The sequence below is a fragment of the Porphyromonas macacae DSM 20710 = JCM 13914 genome (genome assembly GCF_000379945.1).
GTDB classification, from domain to species: domain Bacteria; phylum Bacteroidota; class Bacteroidia; order Bacteroidales; family Porphyromonadaceae; genus Porphyromonas; species Porphyromonas macacae.
Map to the genome: position 1 here is coordinate 367,868 of NZ_KB904124.1, position 20,625 is coordinate 388,492.

At 46.8% G+C, this 20,625-nt stretch carries 14 protein-coding genes; 5 read left to right on the plus strand and 9 right to left on the minus strand.

Translation table 11 applies throughout. The features are described 5' to 3' along the window. Positions 1 to 70: 70 nt before the first annotated feature. The 4 genes from A3GI_RS0101770 to A3GI_RS0101785 form a co-directional block, all read right to left on the minus strand. Positions 71 to 2,032, minus strand: a complete 1,962-nt coding sequence (locus A3GI_RS0101770; protein ID WP_018359762.1) for an LTA synthase family protein — start codon at positions 2,030 to 2,032, stop codon at positions 71 to 73. A gap of 92 nt (positions 2,033 to 2,124) precedes the next feature. Then, the gene (locus A3GI_RS0101775) at positions 2,125 to 4,047 is read right to left on the minus strand and encodes an LTA synthase family protein (protein ID WP_025079327.1); all 1,923 of its coding nucleotides are present in this window, start codon (positions 4,045 to 4,047) and stop codon (positions 2,125 to 2,127) included. 157 nt (positions 4,048 to 4,204) lie between these two features. After that, entirely contained in the window at positions 4,205 to 5,230 is a 1,026-nt protein-coding gene (locus tag A3GI_RS0101780) for a GNAT family N-acetyltransferase (RefSeq protein WP_018359765.1), read from the minus strand. Beyond that, the gene (locus A3GI_RS0101785; RefSeq protein WP_018359766.1) at positions 5,217 to 6,122 is read right to left on the minus strand and encodes a DUF2156 domain-containing protein; all 906 of its coding nucleotides are present in this window, start codon (positions 6,120 to 6,122) and stop codon (positions 5,217 to 5,219) included. The genes A3GI_RS0101780 and A3GI_RS0101785 overlap by 14 nt, the downstream gene beginning before the upstream one ends. Before the next feature lie 232 nt (positions 6,123 to 6,354). On the opposite strand from A3GI_RS0101785, the gene A3GI_RS11705 reads away from it, so the two are divergent. The 3 genes from A3GI_RS11705 (at position 6,355) to A3GI_RS11085 (ending at position 10,327) form a co-directional block, all read left to right on the plus strand. Further along, the gene (locus A3GI_RS11705) at positions 6,355 to 6,528 is read left to right on the plus strand and encodes a hypothetical protein (RefSeq protein ID WP_169333224.1); all 174 of its coding nucleotides are present in this window, start codon (positions 6,355 to 6,357) and stop codon (positions 6,526 to 6,528) included. A gap of 1,003 nt (positions 6,529 to 7,531) precedes the next feature. Further along, the gene (locus A3GI_RS0101795; RefSeq protein ID WP_018359769.1) at positions 7,532 to 9,541 is read left to right on the plus strand and encodes a DUF4954 family protein; all 2,010 of its coding nucleotides are present in this window, start codon (positions 7,532 to 7,534) and stop codon (positions 9,539 to 9,541) included. Between the two features lie 69 nt (positions 9,542 to 9,610). Then, a complete protein-coding gene (locus A3GI_RS11085) occupies positions 9,611 to 10,327 on the plus strand; it encodes a DUF4476 domain-containing protein (protein WP_018359770.1) in 717 nt (238 codons plus the stop codon). A gap of 82 nt (positions 10,328 to 10,409) precedes the next feature. Here A3GI_RS11085 and A3GI_RS0101805 read toward each other — a convergent pair whose 3' ends face one another. The 5 genes from A3GI_RS0101805 to A3GI_RS0101825 all read right to left on the minus strand — a co-directional run bounded on the left by A3GI_RS0101805 (position 10,410) and on the right by A3GI_RS0101825 (position 16,543). Then, a complete protein-coding gene (locus A3GI_RS0101805; protein WP_018359771.1) occupies positions 10,410 to 11,435 on the minus strand; it encodes a branched-chain amino acid aminotransferase in 1,026 nt (341 codons plus the stop codon). Positions 11,436 to 11,563: 128 nt separating this feature from the next. Next, positions 11,564 to 13,801 carry a GH92 family glycosyl hydrolase gene (locus A3GI_RS0101810; RefSeq protein ID WP_018359772.1) on the minus strand — a complete coding sequence of 746 codons (2,238 nt, stop codon included), beginning with the start codon at positions 13,799 to 13,801 and terminating at the stop codon, positions 11,564 to 11,566. Between the two features lie 90 nt (positions 13,802 to 13,891). Continuing rightward, a complete protein-coding gene (locus A3GI_RS0101815) occupies positions 13,892 to 14,443 on the minus strand; it encodes a pyruvoyl-dependent arginine decarboxylase (protein WP_018359773.1) in 552 nt (183 codons plus the stop codon). A gap of 141 nt (positions 14,444 to 14,584) precedes the next feature. Continuing rightward, positions 14,585 to 15,115: a gliding motility lipoprotein GldH family protein gene (locus A3GI_RS0101820; protein ID WP_025003404.1), complete on the minus strand. Its 531-nt coding sequence runs from the start codon at positions 15,113 to 15,115 to the stop codon at positions 14,585 to 14,587. 18 nt (positions 15,116 to 15,133) lie between these two features. After that, on the minus strand, positions 15,134 to 16,543 hold the full coding sequence (locus A3GI_RS0101825; protein WP_018359775.1) for a PSP1 domain-containing protein: 1,410 nt from the start codon (positions 16,541 to 16,543) through the stop codon (positions 15,134 to 15,136). Between the two features lie 300 nt (positions 16,544 to 16,843). On the opposite strand from A3GI_RS0101825, the gene dapA reads away from it, so the two are divergent. Both dapA and A3GI_RS0101835 read left to right on the plus strand, forming a co-directional pair. Then, positions 16,844 to 17,758 (plus strand): 4-hydroxy-tetrahydrodipicolinate synthase, encoded by a 915-nt coding sequence (gene dapA, locus A3GI_RS0101830; protein ID WP_018359776.1) that lies wholly within the window; start codon positions 16,844 to 16,846, stop codon positions 17,756 to 17,758. 175 nt (positions 17,759 to 17,933) lie between these two features. Next, complete coding sequence (locus A3GI_RS0101835; RefSeq protein ID WP_018359777.1) at positions 17,934 to 20,204, plus strand: glycoside hydrolase family 20 protein; 2,271 nt, start codon at positions 17,934 to 17,936, stop codon at positions 20,202 to 20,204. Positions 20,205 to 20,625 lie beyond the last annotated feature (421 nt).

The following is a 20,625-nucleotide window of genomic DNA, read 5'->3' on the forward strand; positions in this document are numbered from 1 at the left end:
GATTCAAATAAAACCGGCTGCCCAGAAAGTTCGAGGCAGCCGGTTATTTTTTCGGTCTATTTTTATGAAACTACTGTTCGGCAATGGTCAGATCGTTTCGGATCAGTCTGTTGCTGTAGCTCTGGATGAATGCTTTAAGCATCTTTTCCAGCGATTCGGCTTTGTCTTTTTGTAAATCGAGCAGATTATTCTTTTGCTCCGGATCTGCGGTCAGGTCATAGAGTCCGTAGACTTTGTCGTTTCGGAAGAGAATAAGCGAATCGTTCCTGATCATCTGGAAGTTGTCATCCCGGTTCATTACAGCGATGTGCGGTTTATCCGGGTTCATCAGATCTTGCCCGAAAGAGATGAAAGGTTTTTCATATCCCAGCAGATTAAGCACCGTGGGCATAATATCTATTTGCTGTGCCGGTGTAGAATCCCGACCGATAAGTCCGCCTTGCGGGTCGAAAATAATAATAGGGATGCGGTAAGCGCCGGCCGAAGTTTTATATTGCGGCAATACGCCGGGTATCGAGTGATCCGCTACAATGATGAACAACGTGTTTTCGTACCAGGAGCTTTGTTTGGCTGTATTGAAGAAGTTACGCAGAGCATCGTCCGTATAGCCGATACATTTCATCAGGGGCAATTCGCCTTCCGGATATTTACCTTTGCATTCTGCGGGGATATTGTACGGGTGGTGCGATGTTACCGTAAACGCCGAAGCGACAAACGGCTGTTGCAGCGTGTCCAGTTGCCGGCTCGTGTATTCGAGGAACGGCATATCCCAGATGCCCCAATGTCCGTCGTACAGGCTGTTGTCTCCGAACTCCGTGGCACCGTAATAGCGATCGAATCCTATCTGACAGGAAAAAGGCAGAAAACCCATCGAACCGTTTTCCGCTCCATGGAAGAAAGCGGAAGTATAGCCCTCCGATTTCAAGAGTTGGGGGATAGAGTTCAGTTTATTGCCCGAGTAGTTCGACAGTACGAACGACGTTCCCACATGAGGAATGGTGGTCATGATAGAAGGAATGGCGTCTATGGATATCTGCCCGTTGGCGTAAGCATTCGTATAAACGTAGCTGAAGTTGGAAAGCGAGTCGATAAAGGGGGTATACCCCTTGTATCCCGGTATGTCGGTGTTCAGGTTGCCCACCCATTCACGGGCAAAGCTTTCCCAAATCAGTATCACCACATTCCGTCCATTGTATTTGCCGAACAGCTCCTGCCTGTCTTTTGAAAGCTGCTGTACAACGGGGTAAATTTTCTCCGCTTCCTCTTCGCTGAAATACGAAATGGGTTGCAGTACACTCTTTTTGGCGGTGCGAATGAGAGAGAAAGGCGTGTTGAGCACCATGGCTCTTTGTTGCGGTTTTTCTACGTATTCCGAGGCTTTGATGAGCGTAATCGGCCGGTCTGTGTTCAAAATGCCACCACGAAGTCCGCCTACCGAAAAAATAACGGCAAAAAACATCCACAGAATATTTGTTCCGTAGTAAGCATAGGGCTTTCTTACCCAATACTTTTCTTTCGTGCTTAGCGTACGTTTGTATAAAAATGCCATCAGAACAATCAAGACTACGGCCAGAAAGGTCAGCAAACGGAAATCCCAGATCATACGCATGAAATTCAGCGGATTTTCATTGCTGAACTCACTGAAAAAAGAGGACGTCGTACGTCTGAAGGTAAACCGGTAGTAGCCGATATCCGCAATGTTGATGATAATGCAAATGCTGTTGATAACCAGAAATAGCCATTTGCAGACTTTCTGATACAGAGCATTGTCTCTGAAGCGAAAAGGCAGGATACTGAGAAATAAAACAGGAATGTTGGTATAAAGTATGGCAGAAATATCGAACTGGACGCCACCCCAAAAGATTTTGAGAATCGAATAGCTTTCGTCCAGCTGAAGTAAATCTTTATTATAGAAGAAAAATACAAGCCGCATGAGCGTATAGATAAGCAGGATAATCCCTAAACGCTCGACAAGTCTGACAGCGGTTGTCTGTTCTATTGTTTTTCTTTGATGTCCGCTAACGGTATTCATTGTTCCTTTAGAAATATTGATGTGAGAATAAATCTTTAATCGTAGTTTTCTGTTTGGTTAAAAAACTGTTTCTGTAAAACCGGATTTTCCGTTTACTTTTCAAGAGTCAATTCATTGTTCAACAATCTGTTGTTGTAGCTCTGGATGAATGCTTTGAGCATCTTTTCCAGCGATTCGGCTTTATCTTTTTGCGAATCGATCAGGTTTGTTTTCTGTTGACGGTCTGCAGCCAAATCATAAAGTCCGTAAACCTCGTTGTTATGGAAAAGGATCAGCGAATCGTTCCTGACCATCTGGAAGTTGTCATCCTGATTCATCACCGCTATATGCGGCTTATCCGGGTTCGTCAGATTTTGTCCGAAAGAAACGAAAGGTTTATCGTATCCCAGCAGGTTGAGCACCGTGGGCATAATGTCTATTTGCTGTGCCAAAGTGGTATCCCTGCCGGTCGATTCTTCCTTGGGATGGAAGAAGATAATGGGAATGCGGTAAGCTCCGGCGGAGGCTTTGTAGCCGGGCAATACGCCGGGTATCGAATGGTCTGCCACAATGACGAACAGCGTGTTTTCGTACCACGAGCTTTGTTTTGCCATATTGAAGAAATTGCGCAGCGCATCGTCTGTATAGCCGATGCACTTCATCAGGGGGAGTTCTCCCTCGCGATACTTGTTTTCGAACCCTTTGGGCAATTGGTACGGGTGATGCGAGGAAACGGTGAAAACCGAAGCTGCAAACGGCTGTTTCATCGTATCCAGCTGGGTTTTCATATATTCGAGGAACGGGCGGTCCCAGATGCCCCAATATCCGTCGTGCTGACTGTTGTCTCCGAACTCCGTGGCACCGTAATAGCGGTCGAAACCTATTTGATTGGCAAAAGCCAGAAAGCCCATCGAACCGTTGTTGGCTCCATGAAAAAAGGCGGAAGAATACCCCTCCGGTTTCAAGAGTTGGGGGATAGAGTTCAGTTTATTGCCCGAATAGTGCGAAGAGATAAACGGCAGGCCGATATGCGGAAGGGAAGTCATGATCGAAGGGATGGCGTCGATAGACTTCACACCGTTGGCATAAGCATTGGTATACACCAGGCTGTGGTTGCACAGCGAGTCGATAAACGGGGTATAACCCTCGTAGCCCGGTACATCGGTATTCAGGTTGCCCACCCATTCGCGAGCGAAGCTTTCCCAAATGATAATAACGACGTTGTTTCCTTTATAACTGCCGAAGCGATTCTCTGTTTCCTTTGAAAACTGCTGCACAACGGGGTAGATGTCTTCGGCCTCTTCCTGCGTAAAGAAGTAAATCGGTTGAAGTGTTTTTTTCCCGATCGTACGGATAAGCGAGAAGGGGGTGTTGAGTACGGCAGCCCGTTGCTGCGGCTCCTTTGTGTATGCCGAGGCATTGCTCAGCGTAATGGGGCGGACGGAATGTGCCAGACCGCCGCGCATACCGCCTATGGTAAGGATGATAACGGTTCCCATCCAGAGCAGATTAAGCCCGTAGTAAAAGAATGGCTTTTTAGACCGGTATCGCTCGTTTACTTCTTTTGTCTGTTTATAAGCGACTGTCATCAGTACGATTAAAATCAGAATCATCAGGCTGACAGTCCGGTAGTCCCAAATCATACGTACGAAATTCAGCGGATTTTCATTGCGAAATTCACTGAAAACCGAGGTTGTTGTCCTTTTTAGCGTGAAACGGTAATAAGCAACATCCATCATGTTAATGATGATGCACAGCCCGTTTACGACAAGGAAAATCCATTTGCAAATCTTTTGGTAGACGGTATTCTCTCTGAACCGGAAAGGGACGATCGATAAGAGAATAAACAGAATATTGGTGTATAGAATGGCTGAAACATCGAATTGAAAACCGCCGGTAAAGACATTCCATATCGAAGTGTTGTCATTCAGTTTTAACAGGTCGTTGTTGTAAACGAAGAAGATAGCCCGCATCAAAGTATAAAGTACTAAAATGATGACCATCCGCTCTATCAACCTGATTACAGATGATTTCATAAACCTGCTGCGGGGGGCAGTCTTGCAAAATCTTTTCATCCTATTGCCGTAATCTAAGGAGATAATATCCTTATTGTCAGTCTGCAAAGATAATTCGTTTTCCTGTAGAGCGATTAGAAAACAGGATAAAATCCTTTGTTTTAGGTAGAAGAAAAGTCTATTCCAGCATCATACTCATGAAGAGTGGCGTTTCGGCGAAGATGATTTCGGTGAGTTGTTCGGGGGTTAAAACTTCTTTTGTAAAATCCTGTTCGGATGTTTGCGGTTCGAAGGTTAGCAGCCGGTTCCTTACCGTATACACGCCGTTGTTTTCCGGTATTTGCTCGTCGCGGAGGATAAATTGCCTGTCGAATTTTTGATTTCCGGCTGCATAAATCCGCATGATTTCCGGTATACGGAGTAGCCTGAGCATACCTTTCGGTTCCCGGCGTTCCGGCGATGCCGGCAGTGTGGCTTGCAGGAGATGACATTGCAGTTTCATCATCAGTTTATCTATGAGCTGCCTGCGCATGTGGTTCGGTCCGTAAATATCCGGTATGTAAAGAACTCCGTCGTTTGTTCGATACCAGCAAATAGCAGAAACTTCGGGGCTGTCTTCCGGATAACGGACTATACCTCCTCCGGCCAGATTCAGATCTTCTGCCACCGCCTGCAGTTGTGCCGTGTTGTGCAGTATGCCGCCAGGTATTCTTTGCTTTTCCGCCCGGCGGATAAAATCGTCCCATGCACCGGCGGGTATATCCTCTCCGTTTTTGCAGACTTCCTCTACACCGGAAACGGTCTGCTTATAAAAGGCTGTTTCAAAACCCGATTTTCGTCTGTAGAAATCGTATAGCCCGGGTTCTGCCGGAATGAGAAAACTGAAAAAATCGCCCCGTTCATACATTTTCCTTAAAGCACGTTGCATCAAGTTTTTCATTAAACCCTTGTTGCGCTCTTCGGGGATTGTGCAGGCACCGCTGATATAACCGGCGGGAAGGCGGAGTCCCTGCCAGTTCAATTCATAAGGCAAAAATTGTACATGGGCTGCGGTTTCTCCTTTGTCGTTTTGCAGGAGAAGCGTATTGCCGGCTTTGAAAACACGGCTGAAATACAAGTCCAGAAAAACCTCCGGGTCATTGGGAAAGCACCGATGCCAGATGTTGCGCGATTCTTTTAGTATGCGGTCTTCAGATTTTGTCATGGCGCAGAATGGCTGTTGCCTTGGGTAGTAACAGTTCCGGTTTATATGACAGCTTGCTTTGCCGTAAACCTTCCAGTCCTAAATCCTCTTCGCGGTTGATAAAGTCGAAGTGTGAGGGTATACGGCGTGCAAATTCGCGGTTGATGATGGTGAAAGCGCCGTCCACCGAAATATCCGCTTTTTCGATATGGATGCCGAAAGTATTGTGGTTGATGGGGCCTCCGATGGAGAAAGCCACCACGCGCCCATCGATGCGAATGGCTCCGCCTGTCACTCCCAAAGCATCCATATTGTTCATGACGCGTCTGATCATGTTTTTTTCATTTTCCTCACCGTCTTCGCTGCCTCGCTTCTTGAGCCATTCCTGCTCCAGTTTTAGACAGTCTTTGGCGATTTCCCTGTCGATGTTCACATACTCATAGCCGGGGTGCTCACGCTCGAAGCGGTTGGCATGGTTGCGCTTGCTTTGCAGTTTTTTGCCGGCCAGTGTGCAGAGTTTCTCCCGCTCATATATATAGTCGCAATAGTTACGGTCATTAAAAAAAGTGAAAGCATCGGGGAATAGCTCTTCCAAGTGATTACGGCACTTTGGTGTTATCCCCATAAGGGTAAGCGGATAGCCTTCCTCTTCGCACTGTTTAGCCAACACATCGATGGCTTCCTGGATATGGCAGCCTTCACGGCTTACGGGGCAGAGGTAGACGGGGTGATTGCGGTGTGGCGATGTGAAGCGGATAACCAGGGCTTCTTCTATGATTGCCCATGAAGTCTTGTAGAGAAAGCCCCAGCCGTATAGATTGCTGATGGCCAAATCGCAGATATTGATGTCTGACGGCATCGTGTAGGCCCTTATGGCATCTCTGTCTGACGGCTCGAAAATTTTATAGCTCATAAACAGAATATAAATGAATTGTTAATAAAACTTTCCGGTAGCCCCTATTGTTTGATTTTTTTCGCTTTTCGGTTCTGATTCAGTGTGCCGGAAATGTTTTCTTTTAGTTAAGAACGGAAAATAATCCTCTGATATTGCCGCAAAGTATTTCGATATCTGCCAAATTATTACGTTATTTGTAAGATAAACAATGTGTATATCGAAATTAAGAATAAATAAATATACTACTGCTATGAACAACTTTATGAAGGCGCTTGGCATCATCATTCTGATTATCGGTGTGCTGATTTTGGCAATTCCTCATCTGACGAATACTGCAACCAATGCAACATTGTGGACGGGGTTGATTTTGATTCTCGGAGGCTTTGCCGCACACATTATCTTGAATAAGCGTAATGCCAGATAATAAACGCTGACATTTCTTTCGGGAGGCTCCCGAACTGTTATAATTAAGGACTGCTCTTTCGGTTTCATGCCGGAGAGCAGTCCTTAATTTTTTTGTGGTTAAAGGGGTAAAATTCCTGTTAAGGGAAATAAAAATCCAAGTTAACTTCGTTGAAAATCCGTAGCGCAAAGAATTTTTATCCGTTGCCTGACGGTTCAAAATCGTTCAGACAACCGATTTTTATGGCCTGTCCGGATGAAAAACAGCTGTTAATGTGAAGCGAAAAAACTATCGATGAACTCTTTTTATCATTCTCGAAGTATTTGAAACAGTTATTGACAATGGTCTGTATTCTTTTCGGGGTATTTTATTTATAATACAGCCGTTTTCTTGTTTTCTACCCTTTACGATATGCTTTTATCTACAAGTTATTCACAGGAAAGGGGCTGTTTCTTAACTCATATAAAGGTTGGATAAACAGTATATCCATAAGTTTCAGACAAATTATCGACATTGAGGATGTATCTTATAAACCGGTTATTAACAAGTTTGATTTTCGAATGAGATTGGCTAATCCGTTTAAGATGAATTGGTTAACCGGTTTCACGAAATGGTTTTCAACAAATGTATACGGTTGCTTAAAGAGGCAGATATATGAAAAACAACAGGTGGAGTTTCAAATATCGATAACTGTGAGGTATAAATATTCCTTCCTGCTGTCTTTTTTCAACAGGATAAATGACAGTATTTTATCATAAAACAACAAGATATCAACAGCTTATCCACCGGTCGGCAGGCCTCTTTATGAGAGAAATTCATGAAATCTCAACAGATTATCAAAGGCTTATAAATCATTTATGAACAGGTTGTTAACAGAGGAGATGGCCCTTTGGCAATAAACGGGCTTTACAATATTTCGCTAAAATGCCGTTGTATAAATAAAACGGTATCGGTAAATGTCTATATAATTAAATATATCTACATTTACATGCTAAGAATTTGAAAAGTAAATATAGAGACACAGATGTCAAACAAGGAAAAAGAATGTTCTGCCTACAGGCAACTTACAGATACAGAGATCGATATACTTGTAAATAACCTTTGTATCGCGGATGAATGGGGAGATATAGAGGTGCGGGACGGTTTCGACCCTACATTTTGCCGTCAAGTCAGATTTTCGGGAAAAAACAAGTTGGGAGCGATGAATGCGACCTATACCGAGCTGGGAGGTATCAAAACACATAGTGGAATAAGTCACTGTTACCTCCACAATTGCACAATCGGCGACAACGTGGTTATCAAGAACGTCCATCGATATATCGCCAACTACGACATCGGGGACTGTGTGTGTATAGAGAATGTGGATACGATTGTCGTGGATGGCTTCAGCTCTTTCGGCAACGGCGTGCGTGTGCCCGTCTTGAATGAAACGGGCGGACGCGAAGTTATCCTAACGAATAATCTCTCTTCTCATATTGCTTATCTGATGGCTTTTTACAGGCATGATGAGGAATTGATCAAAAGCCTTTTTTCCTTTGCCGACAGCTATGCCGAGTCGGTAAAAAGCGACCGTGGCAAAATCGGTGAGAATGTCAAAATCAAGGATTGTGGCAGTATTATCAATATGCATGTGGGGGCGGGAGCACGGCTTTTAGGCGTTTCTTTTCTGAAAAACGGTTCTTTGAACAGTAATCCGGAGGCTCCTGTCAGGATCGGTTTCAATGTGATTGCAGAAAATTTTATCTGTGCCAGCGGCTCATCGGTGTTCGACGGCTGTACGATCAGTAACTGTTTTATCGGTCAGGGCACTCACATGGGGCACCTCTTTTCGGCGCACGACTCTCTCTTTTTTGCCAACTGTCAGGCTGAAAACGGTGAAGCCTGCGCCGTTTTCGCGGGTCCCTATACGGTAACGATGCACAAGAGCAGCCTCCTTATTGCCGGGTACTACTCGTTTTTGAATGCAGGTAGCGGCTCCAACCAGAGTAACCACCTCTATAAACTGGGTCCCATACATCAGGGGGTTGTGGAGCGCGGCTCCAAAACCACCAGTGACAGTTATATTCTCTGGCCCTCCCATATCGGCCCGTTTTCATTGGTTATGGGGCGACACGTACACCATGTGGATACCTCTAAATTTCCTTTCTCTTACCTTATCGAGGAGCATAACCAGACCTATCTGGTGCCGGGGGTGAACATTCGCAGCGTAGGCACCATACGGGATGCCAAGAAGTGGCCTAACCGCGATAAACGGACAGATAGCAAAAAAACCGATTGTATAAACTTCAATCTTCTCAGCCCTTATACGGTGGGAAAGATGCTGCATGCACACCGGATCTTGAGCGAATTGAGCCGGTTGCTTTGCAATGACGGCAATCAGGAGTACGTATATCGAAACATGCGCATACAAAGCCGTGCATTGGCCAAAGGGTTGCATTTTTACGAGATGGCCATTGTCAAGTTTTTGGGTAACAGTCTGATCAAAAAACTGGAAGACTGTCCTTGTACTTCGGATGCCGAAGTTATCGAATGGTTGCGCCCCCGAACGGAGGAGGGGTTGGGTGTGTGGCTGGATATTTGCGGTATGATTGCTCCGCGTTCTTCTGTTCTATGCATCCTGGATAAAGTCAAAAACGCTACTGTCAATTCATTGGAAGAATTGAATGAAGAGATTTGCTCTCTGCATAAAAATTACTATAATCTGGAATGGACGTGGGCATACAACACGATTTTGGAGTGGTTCGGTTTGAAACCGGAAGATTTGACACGTACCAAGGTGGCGGAGATTGTTAGGAAATGGAAGGATTGCGTGGTTTCGCTGGACAAAATGCTCTATGAGGATGCACGCAAAGAGTTTACCATGAATACGCAGGTGGGTTTCGGCATCGACGTGAAAGGGGATGAAAAAAGTGCCGATTTCGATACGGTACGCGGTAACTTCGAATCGAATCCTTTTGTATTGGAGATACTCGATCATATCGAGAAAAAAAGCGCTTTGGGAGATCAAACTCTGGCCAAACTCGGTGCTGTATAGTTTTTGATACTCCGACAACTCTTTTTATTCTATATTTATCGACGGAAAATCATACCATTATATATCATAATGAAACGAATCATACTTTTATGTACTCTCGTCGTTTCGGCGGCTGTACATCTCGGAGCGCAAAATCGAATCAGCGGTCTCTCGGTTTTTTCTAACAGACAGCCGATTATCGTGTTTATCAACGACGTACAGGTATGCGAGCCGACTCTTAGCTGTTTTATCGCAAATCTCGAAAACGACAGTTATCGCGTGCGTGTCATGGCTCTTTCTTCCGGACGGAACGGTATGTTCAGCCCGGTTTTTGAGTCTTTCGTTTTTTATTCGGGTTTCGGTGTGAAGCAAATAGATGTAACGCCGTATATTCCGCATGAAAATATCCCCAATCCGCCTTATGAACCTCCTTATCCGCCCAACAGGGGCGGCGGTTACGATACCGGTTGGCAAAACAGCAGGGGGTACCGGTTGCAACCCATGCCGGCAGAAACTTATGCGAACCTGAAAAATAAGATAGCCGAATGTACTTTCGAATCGGACTATGAACGTGCTTTCGATTTAATGGTGCCTGCTTACGGTATTACCGCTTCTCAATTCCGGGAACTTTTGTCGATGCCTTCATTCGATGACAGGCGAAAAGTCATTGCGCGTCATCTGGTGCCTCAGATTATTGATATAGAGAATTGCAATCTGAGCAAAGTGTGCGATTTCTCTTCCACCGAAAAAGAGATACATAAGCAGCTGAAAGCCGAATTGGAGAGCAGGAAAAACCGGAACCGATAGCCCCGGGAAAAGAAAAATCTGGATGCAACGACACAAAAAAAGCTGCCGAAAAAGGCAGCTTTTTTTGTGTCTGAAGATTTGTTTAGTCCAAAATCATAACCCAATTGTGTGTATCGGGTTCTTCGCCGTATTGAATGGCACGGAGCTTATTGTATAGCTTCTCGCAGGTAGGACCGGCCTTACCGTCTTTTGAGATGATATAGCTTTTGTGCTCATCGAGGTCGTCGATGCGTTCGATCGGGCTGATAACGGCAGCGGTGCCGCAAGCGCCGGCTTCTTCGAATGTAGAAAGTTCGTCCACGTGTATTTCGCGACGCTCTACTTTCATTCCCATATCCTCTGCAATTTGCATGAGGCTCTTATTGGTGATGGAAGGAAGGATAGAGGTGCTTTTCGGAGTGATATACGTGTTGTTTTTGATACCGAAGAAGTTGGCCGGGCCGCACTCGTCGATGTATTCTTTATGTTTGGCATCCAAGAAAATAACTGCGCTGTAACCTTTTTCATGAGCCAGTACGCCGGCTTTCAAACTGGCGGCATAGTTACCCCCCACTTTAATCGTACCGGTGCCCAGAGGAGCCGCACGGTCATAACCACGCATAATGGCCATAGGGGTCGGTTTGAAACCTTCTTTGAAGTAAGGGCCTACGGGGGTTACGAAGATCATGAACAGGTATTCGGCTGCGGGTTTAACGCCGACTTGCTGGCTCAGGCCGAGCAAAAGAGGACGGATATACAAAGATGCCCCTGTTCCGTAGGGAGGAACAAACTCTTCGTTCAACTCGATGACGCGCTTAACGGCATTGATAAACAAGTCCGTAGGCAATTCGGGCATCATGATGCCGCGGGAAGAACTTTGCAGGCGGGCTGCATTTTCTTCGGGGCGGAAAATACGGATTTTACCGTCTTTGCCACGGAAAGCTTTCATACCCTCGAACGCTTCCTGTCCGTAGTGCAAGCAGGTTGCTGCCATGGGGATGTTGATGCTTGTTTCAGAGCTTACTTCCAGTTCGCCCCATTTGCCGTTACGATAATACATGCGCACGTTGTAGTTGGTGGGCACATAACCGAAGGTCAGAGATGACCAGTCAATTTTCTTGTTTTCCATTGGTTAATGTTTCTTTATTATAAAGTGTATAATCTTAGTTATTCTAAAAAAACAGTGGTTTATAAAGCATTAGATGCTTATCTCCACAAAGATAGCAATTTAATATACCAACCAAGCTTTACCGTTGGCTAATACCATATTTTCCCTTTCTCCGCTGTCATGTTGAAAACAATCTCGACTCCGTTTTTTATACAGTCGTAAGTGATGTAAGACTGACGCCAGGGGGTCCCGTTCACCGTAACGGATTCGATATAGATGTTTTCGGCAGAGAGATTGCGTGCCGTGATTTTTATTTTCTTCCCGTTTTGCAGTGTGATTTCCGACCGTGGATAAAGCGGGCTGACAAGCTCGTACTGTCCCGAAACGGGATCCACCGGGTAGAAACCCAAAGAGGTGAAGACGTACCATGCACTCATTTGCCCGCAATCTTCATTGCCGCAGAGGCCATCCGGCTGCGTTGTGTAGAAATCCTGCAGTATCTTACGGCTTATATCCGTGGCTTTCCATGGCTGACGCGCCTGATTGTAGAGGAATAGAACATGATGTGCCGGTTCGTTGCCATGCGGGTATTGCCCGATCATGCCGGTGGAGAATATCGGCAAGCGGATACTGTCGGGAGTGGCGGAGAAGAAAAACTCGTCCAGTCTCTTTCCGAAAGCTTCCCTGCCTCCCATCAATTCCATCAGCCCCCTGGTGTCATGCTGAACCGAGAAAAGATATTGGTAGGCATTGCTCTCGGTATAATCCTCGGTATAGGCAAACGGATTGAACGGCTCTACTCGAGAGCCATCTGCTTTTCGGGGAGCGAAAAAGCCCCGCTCCGGCAGCCAGAGATTCCGGTAGTTTTGACTTCGGGAGGCATATTCGGCTGCCATCTTTTCATCTCCGGCGTGCTTGGCCCATGCCTGTACGGCTGCATCGTTACAGGCGTATTCCAATGTTTTGGAAACGCTTTCGTGTTCGTTATTCTGCGCTACGTAGCCAAGTCTGCGGTAGCTGTCCATTCCGCGGTAACCATCTCTGTTGGTTGTGCCTGTAAGCAGAGGTTTCAGTCTCTCCGGAGCTATGGAGGTCACCCCTTTGATGATACCTGAAACAATAACCGGAATGGAGTGATGTCCGATCATCATATCCGTTTCCGAAGCCCACATATTCCAAACCGGCAGGATGCTTTGGTTCTGTTCCCCGAAATCGATCAGGGAGTGTATCATATCCGCCTGTTCCTTTGTATTTATAAGCTCCAATAGCGGGTGAGCTGCCCGATAGGTATCCCACAGCGAGAAGGTGCTGTAATGTACCTGTCCCGAATCCGGACGGTGTATTGCCCTGTCGGCCCCGAGGTATCGCCCGTCCGTATCGCTGTAAGTCGTAGGGCAGATCTTGGCACGGTATAGAGCTGTGTACAGTTTCACCAGCTCTTCCTTGGAAGCCCCTTCCACGCGAATACAACTCAACTGCCGCTGCCACTCTGTTTCTGTTTCTTGTCTGATTTTCTCAAAATCCGTTTCAGGTGCTTCTGTCAGCAGATTGGCTTTTGCTCCGGCTTCGTCCACTCCGCTGATAGCTGTGTTCACTACGATTTTGGCCTTTGGGGGCAGGTTGTAATAATAGAGATGAGCGTACGAACGTTTGGCATCTGTTTCATTTCCTTTGTCATCTGTGATCTTTTCTTCAAAAAGCGCAATGGAATCCGGAGCGACGCTCAGACGGCAATAAAAAAATACTTTCTGATTGCGTGCCCATCCATCGGAGAAACGATACCCCTGCAATGTTGTTCGATCGATTTGTACAATGTGGCTGTCCGTCGTTCGGTCCCAGTTGATGGCACGCCCCAGATCCAAACGGATCATGGCCGAGTCCGCACCGTTGAGAAACGTGTACTGCTGCACCCCGGCACGGGTCGTTGCTGTAAGTTCCACCCGTATATCGTATGGCTTTAGAAGTACGCTGTAATAACCGGCATGGCACTGCTCGTCATCATGGGAGAAACGTGCGTAGTAGCCGCCGACAACTTCACTGCTATGCAATGCGGGCAGTGTTACCGGCATGAAAGCAATATCGTACATATCTCCTGCTCCCGTACCGCTCAGATGCGTATGACTGAAAGAGGCGATCAGGCTGTCGGGGTAGTAGTAGCCTGCAATGTGATGCCAACCGCCATGCCCGTTGTCCGGGCTTAGCTGTACCATGCCGAAAGGTGCGGATGCCCCCGGAAAGACAGTGCCCACGGAGTCTGTGCCGATGAGAGGGTCGACATATAGAGCGGCATTGAAAGAGGGATTTTTACGACACGAAGACAAGCCCGGTATCCCGATCAATAAGAAAAGAGCAATTATTGTATAACGGTATGTTTGTTTGGCAATCATAGATGGTGGATATTGAGGAAAGTACGGGTAATAAAAAACTCGAGCCACCGCTGTTTGACGCGATAGCTCGAGTTTATCATTCGATTGTTCTTATTTTGTTCCACTGACAGTAGACTCCGGCAGATCGAAGTCCATAAAACAAAGAGCGGCCAGGGCCGTACCGTAGCGCTTTTCGATGGTCATACCCTCAGTAATGAAATTCAGTTCACCCAGATAGTACTGAGAATAGGTGCGGATATGCAGGTCGTTGATTACCCTGATCAAACGAGCTTCAAGCTCCTCGATGCGGTAACGCCCGCTAACTTCGCATACCAGACCGCCGACTTTTTCGTCGAAGTTTTCGTCGGCATACATCCAGGCATAAACCAGTCCGGCCGAGATAAACTCGTCTTGCTGACCGTGGGAAACGGCCATAATCGTTTTCATCTCCGAGCCAAAAGGAGGTAAATCCACTTCGTCCATACTTACCAGATGCGCAGTGGCGGGTAATACAGACGAATATGTCATAATATTGAAGTCCGATATACCGGCATCGAAGAGAGCCATGTGGTACGAACCGGCATGAATTTCCAGGTCGGATTCGCCGCTGCCTTTTGTGGTAAAGAATGTACGCGGAATAAGATTGCCTACTGCTTTTGTCATTTCTTCTTAATGTTCTTAGTGTGGATAATATAAAATCTATACAAAGATAATAGTAATTAAAAACTGCTACAAGTCAAATCCTTAATCTGTAAAGACTTACTACTTAAGGCTGTTGGGTTTTGTGCATAACGTCTACGGAAACTATCGGGGCTTTTTGGCTTTTCCCGCTGCATCGTAGGTACAGAGCATCCTGATGCCCACGGTCTGTACGCCGTACAGCGTGCTGTCGCCTGCCGGCTTGACGCTCAGTTTATAGATGCCTGCCAGGGGAGGTGAAATGGAGTGATACAGCACCGTTCGCAGTTCGGATACGGCCACCCCTTTGCCGATCCATTTCCCGGCTTCCGAAGCCAGTGTCAGCCGCAGTGTGTCTTTGCGATTGTAATACAAGTCACGCTGTAAAGAAGAAGCTATGTTGATATAACCTTTCGGATAACGGTTGTCTGTGCGCAAGATCAGTTCTATTCGGTAGGTGTTTCCTTTACAGGGAACGAATAATTCGTAATCCAGATTTTCTTCCGCATGCCACCGTCCCTGCTCCAGCCCTTTGAAAAGAATAGTTTCCTCCGCAGGTGTAGGCGGCTTCCTGCAAGCAGGTATGCCTGTGGCTATCAAGAAGACCGACAGGCTGCATGCCAAAGATTTTAACCGAAAGAGGTGTTGAGACATCATGACGGCAGGGGGCTGAACTTATTGTTCCTTTTTGTTTTTCGGAAGTTGGGGGTTGCGGTTGTTGCGTTCTCTGCTCCCGTTGTTATAGGGACGTGCCGATCGTGGCATATCATTGGCCGCTCCATGCATGGGCCTTCCCCCCCCGTTGCCGGTTTGCGGATGCCTGTTGGGAGTGTTGTTTCGCCTGCGTTCGTTGCCCTGATGTGCCGGTGAGGTATTTTCCCCGTCGTTTCGGAGTTGACGTCCGCCATTGTTCGGTTTGTTTCCGTTATTGGTCGTTTTCTGCCCCTCGCTTACAGGCGGTTGATTGCCGTTATTCCGTTTTCTCTTACTGTTTCGGTTGCTGCGTTTGTCGTCCATTTGCGCATCAAAACGGGTCAGGCTGTTTTCATCCAGGATATCCACCGGCTTTTTCCCCGTTTTCTGCTCCGGATTTTCAATACCGATAGTCTCCGGCAGCTCGTTGCGCTTGTTCATGTTGATAATATCGAATACGCGTTTTACCGGAATGGTAACCAGATTTACCGGGGCGTTCTTTTCCGTACTGTAAGTAATCTGACGGTGAAAAATATCGCTTTTGAAATGGTAGAAATCTCCTTTTTTCGTGTGCAGTACAATTTCCGGACTGGGCATCTTTTTTTGAGCATCCAGATAGCTGTCCACTTCAAAGTTCATGCAGCATTTCAGCTTCGCACATTGCCCTGTCAGCTTTTGCGGATTCATGGACAAATCCTGTATGCGTGCCGCACTGGTGTTGACGGACATGAAGTTGGTCATCCATGCCGAGCAGCAGAGCTGTCTGCCGCAGGGACCGATGCCTCCGATGCGTCCGGCCTCCTGACGTGCCCCGATTTGTTTCATTTCCACACGGATATGGAACGTATCCGCCAGCACGCGGATCAACTGTCTGAAATCCACTCTTCCGTCGGCTATATAGTAGAAAATGGCTTTACTGCCGTCCGCCTGATATTCCACATCGCCGATTTTCATTTCCAGACCTAATTTGGCTGCAATCTGGCGGGTCTCGATCATCGTGTCGTGTTCGCGGCTTTTGGCCTCGTACATCCGTTCCAGATCATACGGTTTGGCCAGACGGTAAATTCGGCGTATTTCGTTGCGCTCGGTATTGAAATGGTGGAGTTTCATCGCATGAGGAACCAGCCGCCCCGTCAATGTTACCCGCCCTATGTCATGGCCGGGCGAAGCCTCCACCGTCACCCAGTCTCCTTTGTGCAGTTCCAGCCCTTCGCTGTTGATATAATACCCTTTGCGCGTGTTCTTAAATTGCACTTCTACCAGATTATTCTCCTCATGGAGACTTTCCGGTATACCATGCATCCAATCGTAACTGCTTAACGGCTGTTTATGAGTCTCCCGGGCTCCTTCGCTCGTCAGTTTGGCTCCGTCCGTGTCTAACTTATATTTCATTGATGTTATCGTCTTATTATTATGTCGCATTGCCCGTTTTTCTGCTGTATGTCTTAGGGTAAGGGACAGCTTTTACGTCTCTCTCGATTTGAAAATACGGGCACATTCATCATCTTAGCAACAAAGATAACTAATCTCCTCATTTCTACCGGTTTTCATTCTGTACTTCCTTTGCGAAAGAAGGCATTTTGTCTTTCTCGATAACTCGAATTGTAGATATGCGGCTGAAAATAAAATTAATATGCTTCAAAAAACTATTTTTGTATTCTATTCAGATATATAAGGAACGTAAGAAAGAAAATGAACGAATTTCAATTATTCGAAGGCTTAGGCGTGGCTTTGGTAACGCCATTCAAACAAGACGGCTCTTTGGACTGCACCTCTTTAAGCCGCCTTGTGGAGTATCAAAAAGAAAGAGGTGTAGATTTCTTTGTTCTCCACGGCTCCACAGGAGAGTCTCCCTGTATAGACCGTGACGAGCGTGATTTTATCATCGATTGCGCATACGAAGCCACCGGAGGAGAGATACCCATAGTCATGGGATTAGGCAGCAACGATACCCGCCATGTCGTCGAGCGTATACGGACGATGGACACCCGCAAAGTGAACGGTATTCTTTCCGTTGTTCCTTACTATAACAAACCCATGCAAGAGGGTATTTTCAGACACTTTTCCCTCTTTGCCGAAGCTTGTCCGCTTCCGATTATTCTATACAATATCCCCGGTCGCACGGGTATGAACATGCTGCCCGAAACGACTCTTCGTCTGGCCGACAGGCACAAAAATATCGTGGGTATCAAGGAGGCCAGCGGCATGCGCGAGCAGGTACAGGCTATTGCCCGGGGGCTGAACCGTGAGGACTTCAGAATCCTTTCGGGTGACGACAACCTTTCTGTTCCTTTTATTGAAGACGGAGCAAGGGGGGTGATCTCTGTCATCGGCAATGCCTATCCCCGGATTTTCGGCCGATTGATTCATTCGGCTATGGATGGCGATTGGGAAACGGCCAAAAGCATCAATTGCGAATTGGCCGAAATGAATAAACTTCTTTTTGTTAACGGAAATCCTGCCGGTATCAAGACGTTGCTTTATCAGATGGGGCTTATCGACCACAACGAACTGCGACTGCCTCTCATCCCTGCCACCCCTCTGTTGCAAAAACAGATCGGCGCCGAGCATAAACGCCTGAGTGAAGTTTTCGGCAGCAGACTTTAATCCGGAGTGCAGTTCGATACTTTTGAGTAAAAAGATCTCCCTTTCGAGAAGCTGCGAGCGGCCGATCGAAAGGGTTTCTTTTTTTCCGGGGGTTGCGGTACAGGACTTCGGATGCGGTCAGGCAGAATAAATTAAATATCTTTATAAACACTATCCTAAAATCAGTTAAAGTTTTATGAATAAACGATTTCTTTTTTTACTGACATCCGTAGCTTTATTTCTCTTTTCTGCATGCAGCAAGCAGAGCAAACCGCTCTCGGAACCGTCTTTGATACCGATGCCGGCACAGGTGGAGCTGGCATCCGGCGCTTTCAATCTTAAGGGCAGCACCGTAGCGATCGGTGGCGAAACCGACTCCACCGCTACGGAGATGAACAGGCTGGCCGATCTTCTGATCAGAGGAATTAAAGATGTTTCCGGCATCGAGCCTCGTAAGGGAAAGGCGGGTAAGGCTGATATTCTGCTGGAGCTGATTTCCGAGCCCGGGATTTCTACAGAAGGTTACCGTCTTGTTGCAGATAAGCAAGGCATCAAATTGCAGGCATCCTCCACACAAGGTCTTTTTTATGGTATGCAGACACTGCTGCAGCTGACCGATGCCGAAGGCCGTGTGCATTATGCCGGGATCATGGACGAACCTCGTTTCGAATATCGCGGTTTGCATCTCGATGTGTCGCGCCACTTTATGAGCATAGCTTATATCAAAGAGATGTTGGATCTGATGGCTTCTTACAAATACAACCGTTTTCACTGGCATCTCACCGATGGTGGCGGCTGGCGTATGGAGTCTGAAAAATATCCGTTGCTCACGCAAAAGGCACAGGCACGTATGGTTTCCGATTGGGACGAATGGTGGTCTAAAGGCGATCGCAAGTTTGTAGAAACGGGTACTCCCGGTAGCTATGGCGGTTACTATACACAGGATGAGATCAGAGAAGTCGTACGATTTGCCGCCGACCGGTACATCACAGTCATTCCCGAAATCGAATTGCCGGGGCACAGCAATGAGGTTTTTGCCGCATATCCCGAGTTGAACTGTCTGGGGCGCTGGGATCACGACTGTAGCGATTTCTGTATCGGCAATCCCAAAACCTTTGAGTTTTTAGAGAATATCCTTGATGAAACGATGGCGTTGTTTCCAAGCAAATACATCCATATCGGCGGTGATGAAGCCGGTAAGTGGCATTGGAAGAGCTGTCCGAAATGTCAGGCTCTGATGAGAGCCGAAGGGTTGAAAGACGTAGACGAACTGCAAAGCTACGCCGTTAAACGCATTGAAAAGTATCTGAACGGCAAGGGGCGCGAGATTATCGGTTGGGATGAGATTCTCGAAGGCGGTTTGGCTCCTAATGCCACCGTTATGAGCTGGCGGGGCGAAGAGGGCGGTAAGACGGCCGCACGCATGGGGCATCATGTGATTATGACGCCGGGTAATCCGCTCTATTTCGATTTCTATCAGGGCAATCCGGCCACCGAACCCAAAGCCATCGGCGGTTATAATCCGTTGAAAAGGGTTTATGCTTACGACCCCGAACCAGTGGATCTCACAGCCGAAGAGCATCAGTATATTCTGGGGGCACAGGGCAACTTGTGGACGGAGTATGTCGTGGACGAAAAGCATGCTGCCTATATGACCTGGCCGCGTGCTTTAGCTTTGGCCGAAGTGTTATGGACGCCAAAGGATAAGAAGGATTTCGATAACTTTCTTTCCCGTGCCAATGTACATACGGCAAAGATGCTCGAAAAAGGCATCAATGCGTTTCCGCTGAAGAACATCGACCTCAGCATGGAAGTAGACACCTTGAAAAAAGAGATCCGTATTTATGCCGATACCGAAAAAAGACCCAGTACGTTGCGTTATACGCTCGATGGTACCGCTCCCACGGCGCAGTCGCCTCTTTACGATTCGGCGATTATCGTAAAAGATTCGGCCAAACTGATGGTTCAGCTTTTCGATGGAGACAAACCGCTTTTCGATCCGGTACCTTTCTTTGCCGACTACCACAAAGCGTTGGGTAAACCTGTACGGTATAATTGTAAATTCGACAGAGGCTATCCCGCAGGCGGGGCAATGGCTTTGACCGATGGCTATCGCGGCAGCTGGACTTATCTGGATAAACGTTGGCAGGGCTTCACGGAAACGATGGATGTCACCGTCGATTTAGTCTCTGTGCAACCGATCAATTCCGTATGTGCCAAATTTATGCAGGCCAAAGGAGCCTGGGTTTATATGCCGGAAACCGTGGAAGCCTGGATCAGTGCCGATGGTAAAAATTTTACTTCTTTGGGACAAATACCCACAACGGTGGATATCGATGATGTAAACCTTCGCTTCGAGGTCTTTAAGTTCAACACTACTGCAGAAGCGCGTTATGTCCGTATGAAAGCCGTACAGTCCAAAATCAAAAATTACTTCCTGTTTGCAGACGAAATCATCGTTTACTGAAAGAAAATTTTGTAAAAGAGTAGAGCCGCAGCGTCATGGTTGTGGCTCTTTTTGTATAAACGGTATGGCTGGCGATAGCGGATTGCGGCTGCTCTGAAATATTGAATCATGGCTTCTCACTTCCGAAAGCAGTATTTCAAAATAGCACAGGCAGAGAGTAAAAAGCCGTAGCGCAAAGGATAAAAATTCTTCAGGCAAAGGATTTTCAACGAAGTTAACTTGGATTTTTTTTCTTTGCCTGAAGAATTTTCAACCATCAGGCAGAGAATTTTCACCATGCAAAACAAGACATTTTTTTTCGGTTAACGTGAATTCAAAGTAAAAGGGTATGTACCGACTGCTACAGTCGTATCGTTTATGCCGGACTTCCCTTAATTACGGCATCTTTCCGGCAAGAGAACGAAGGAGCATTCGGTGAGGT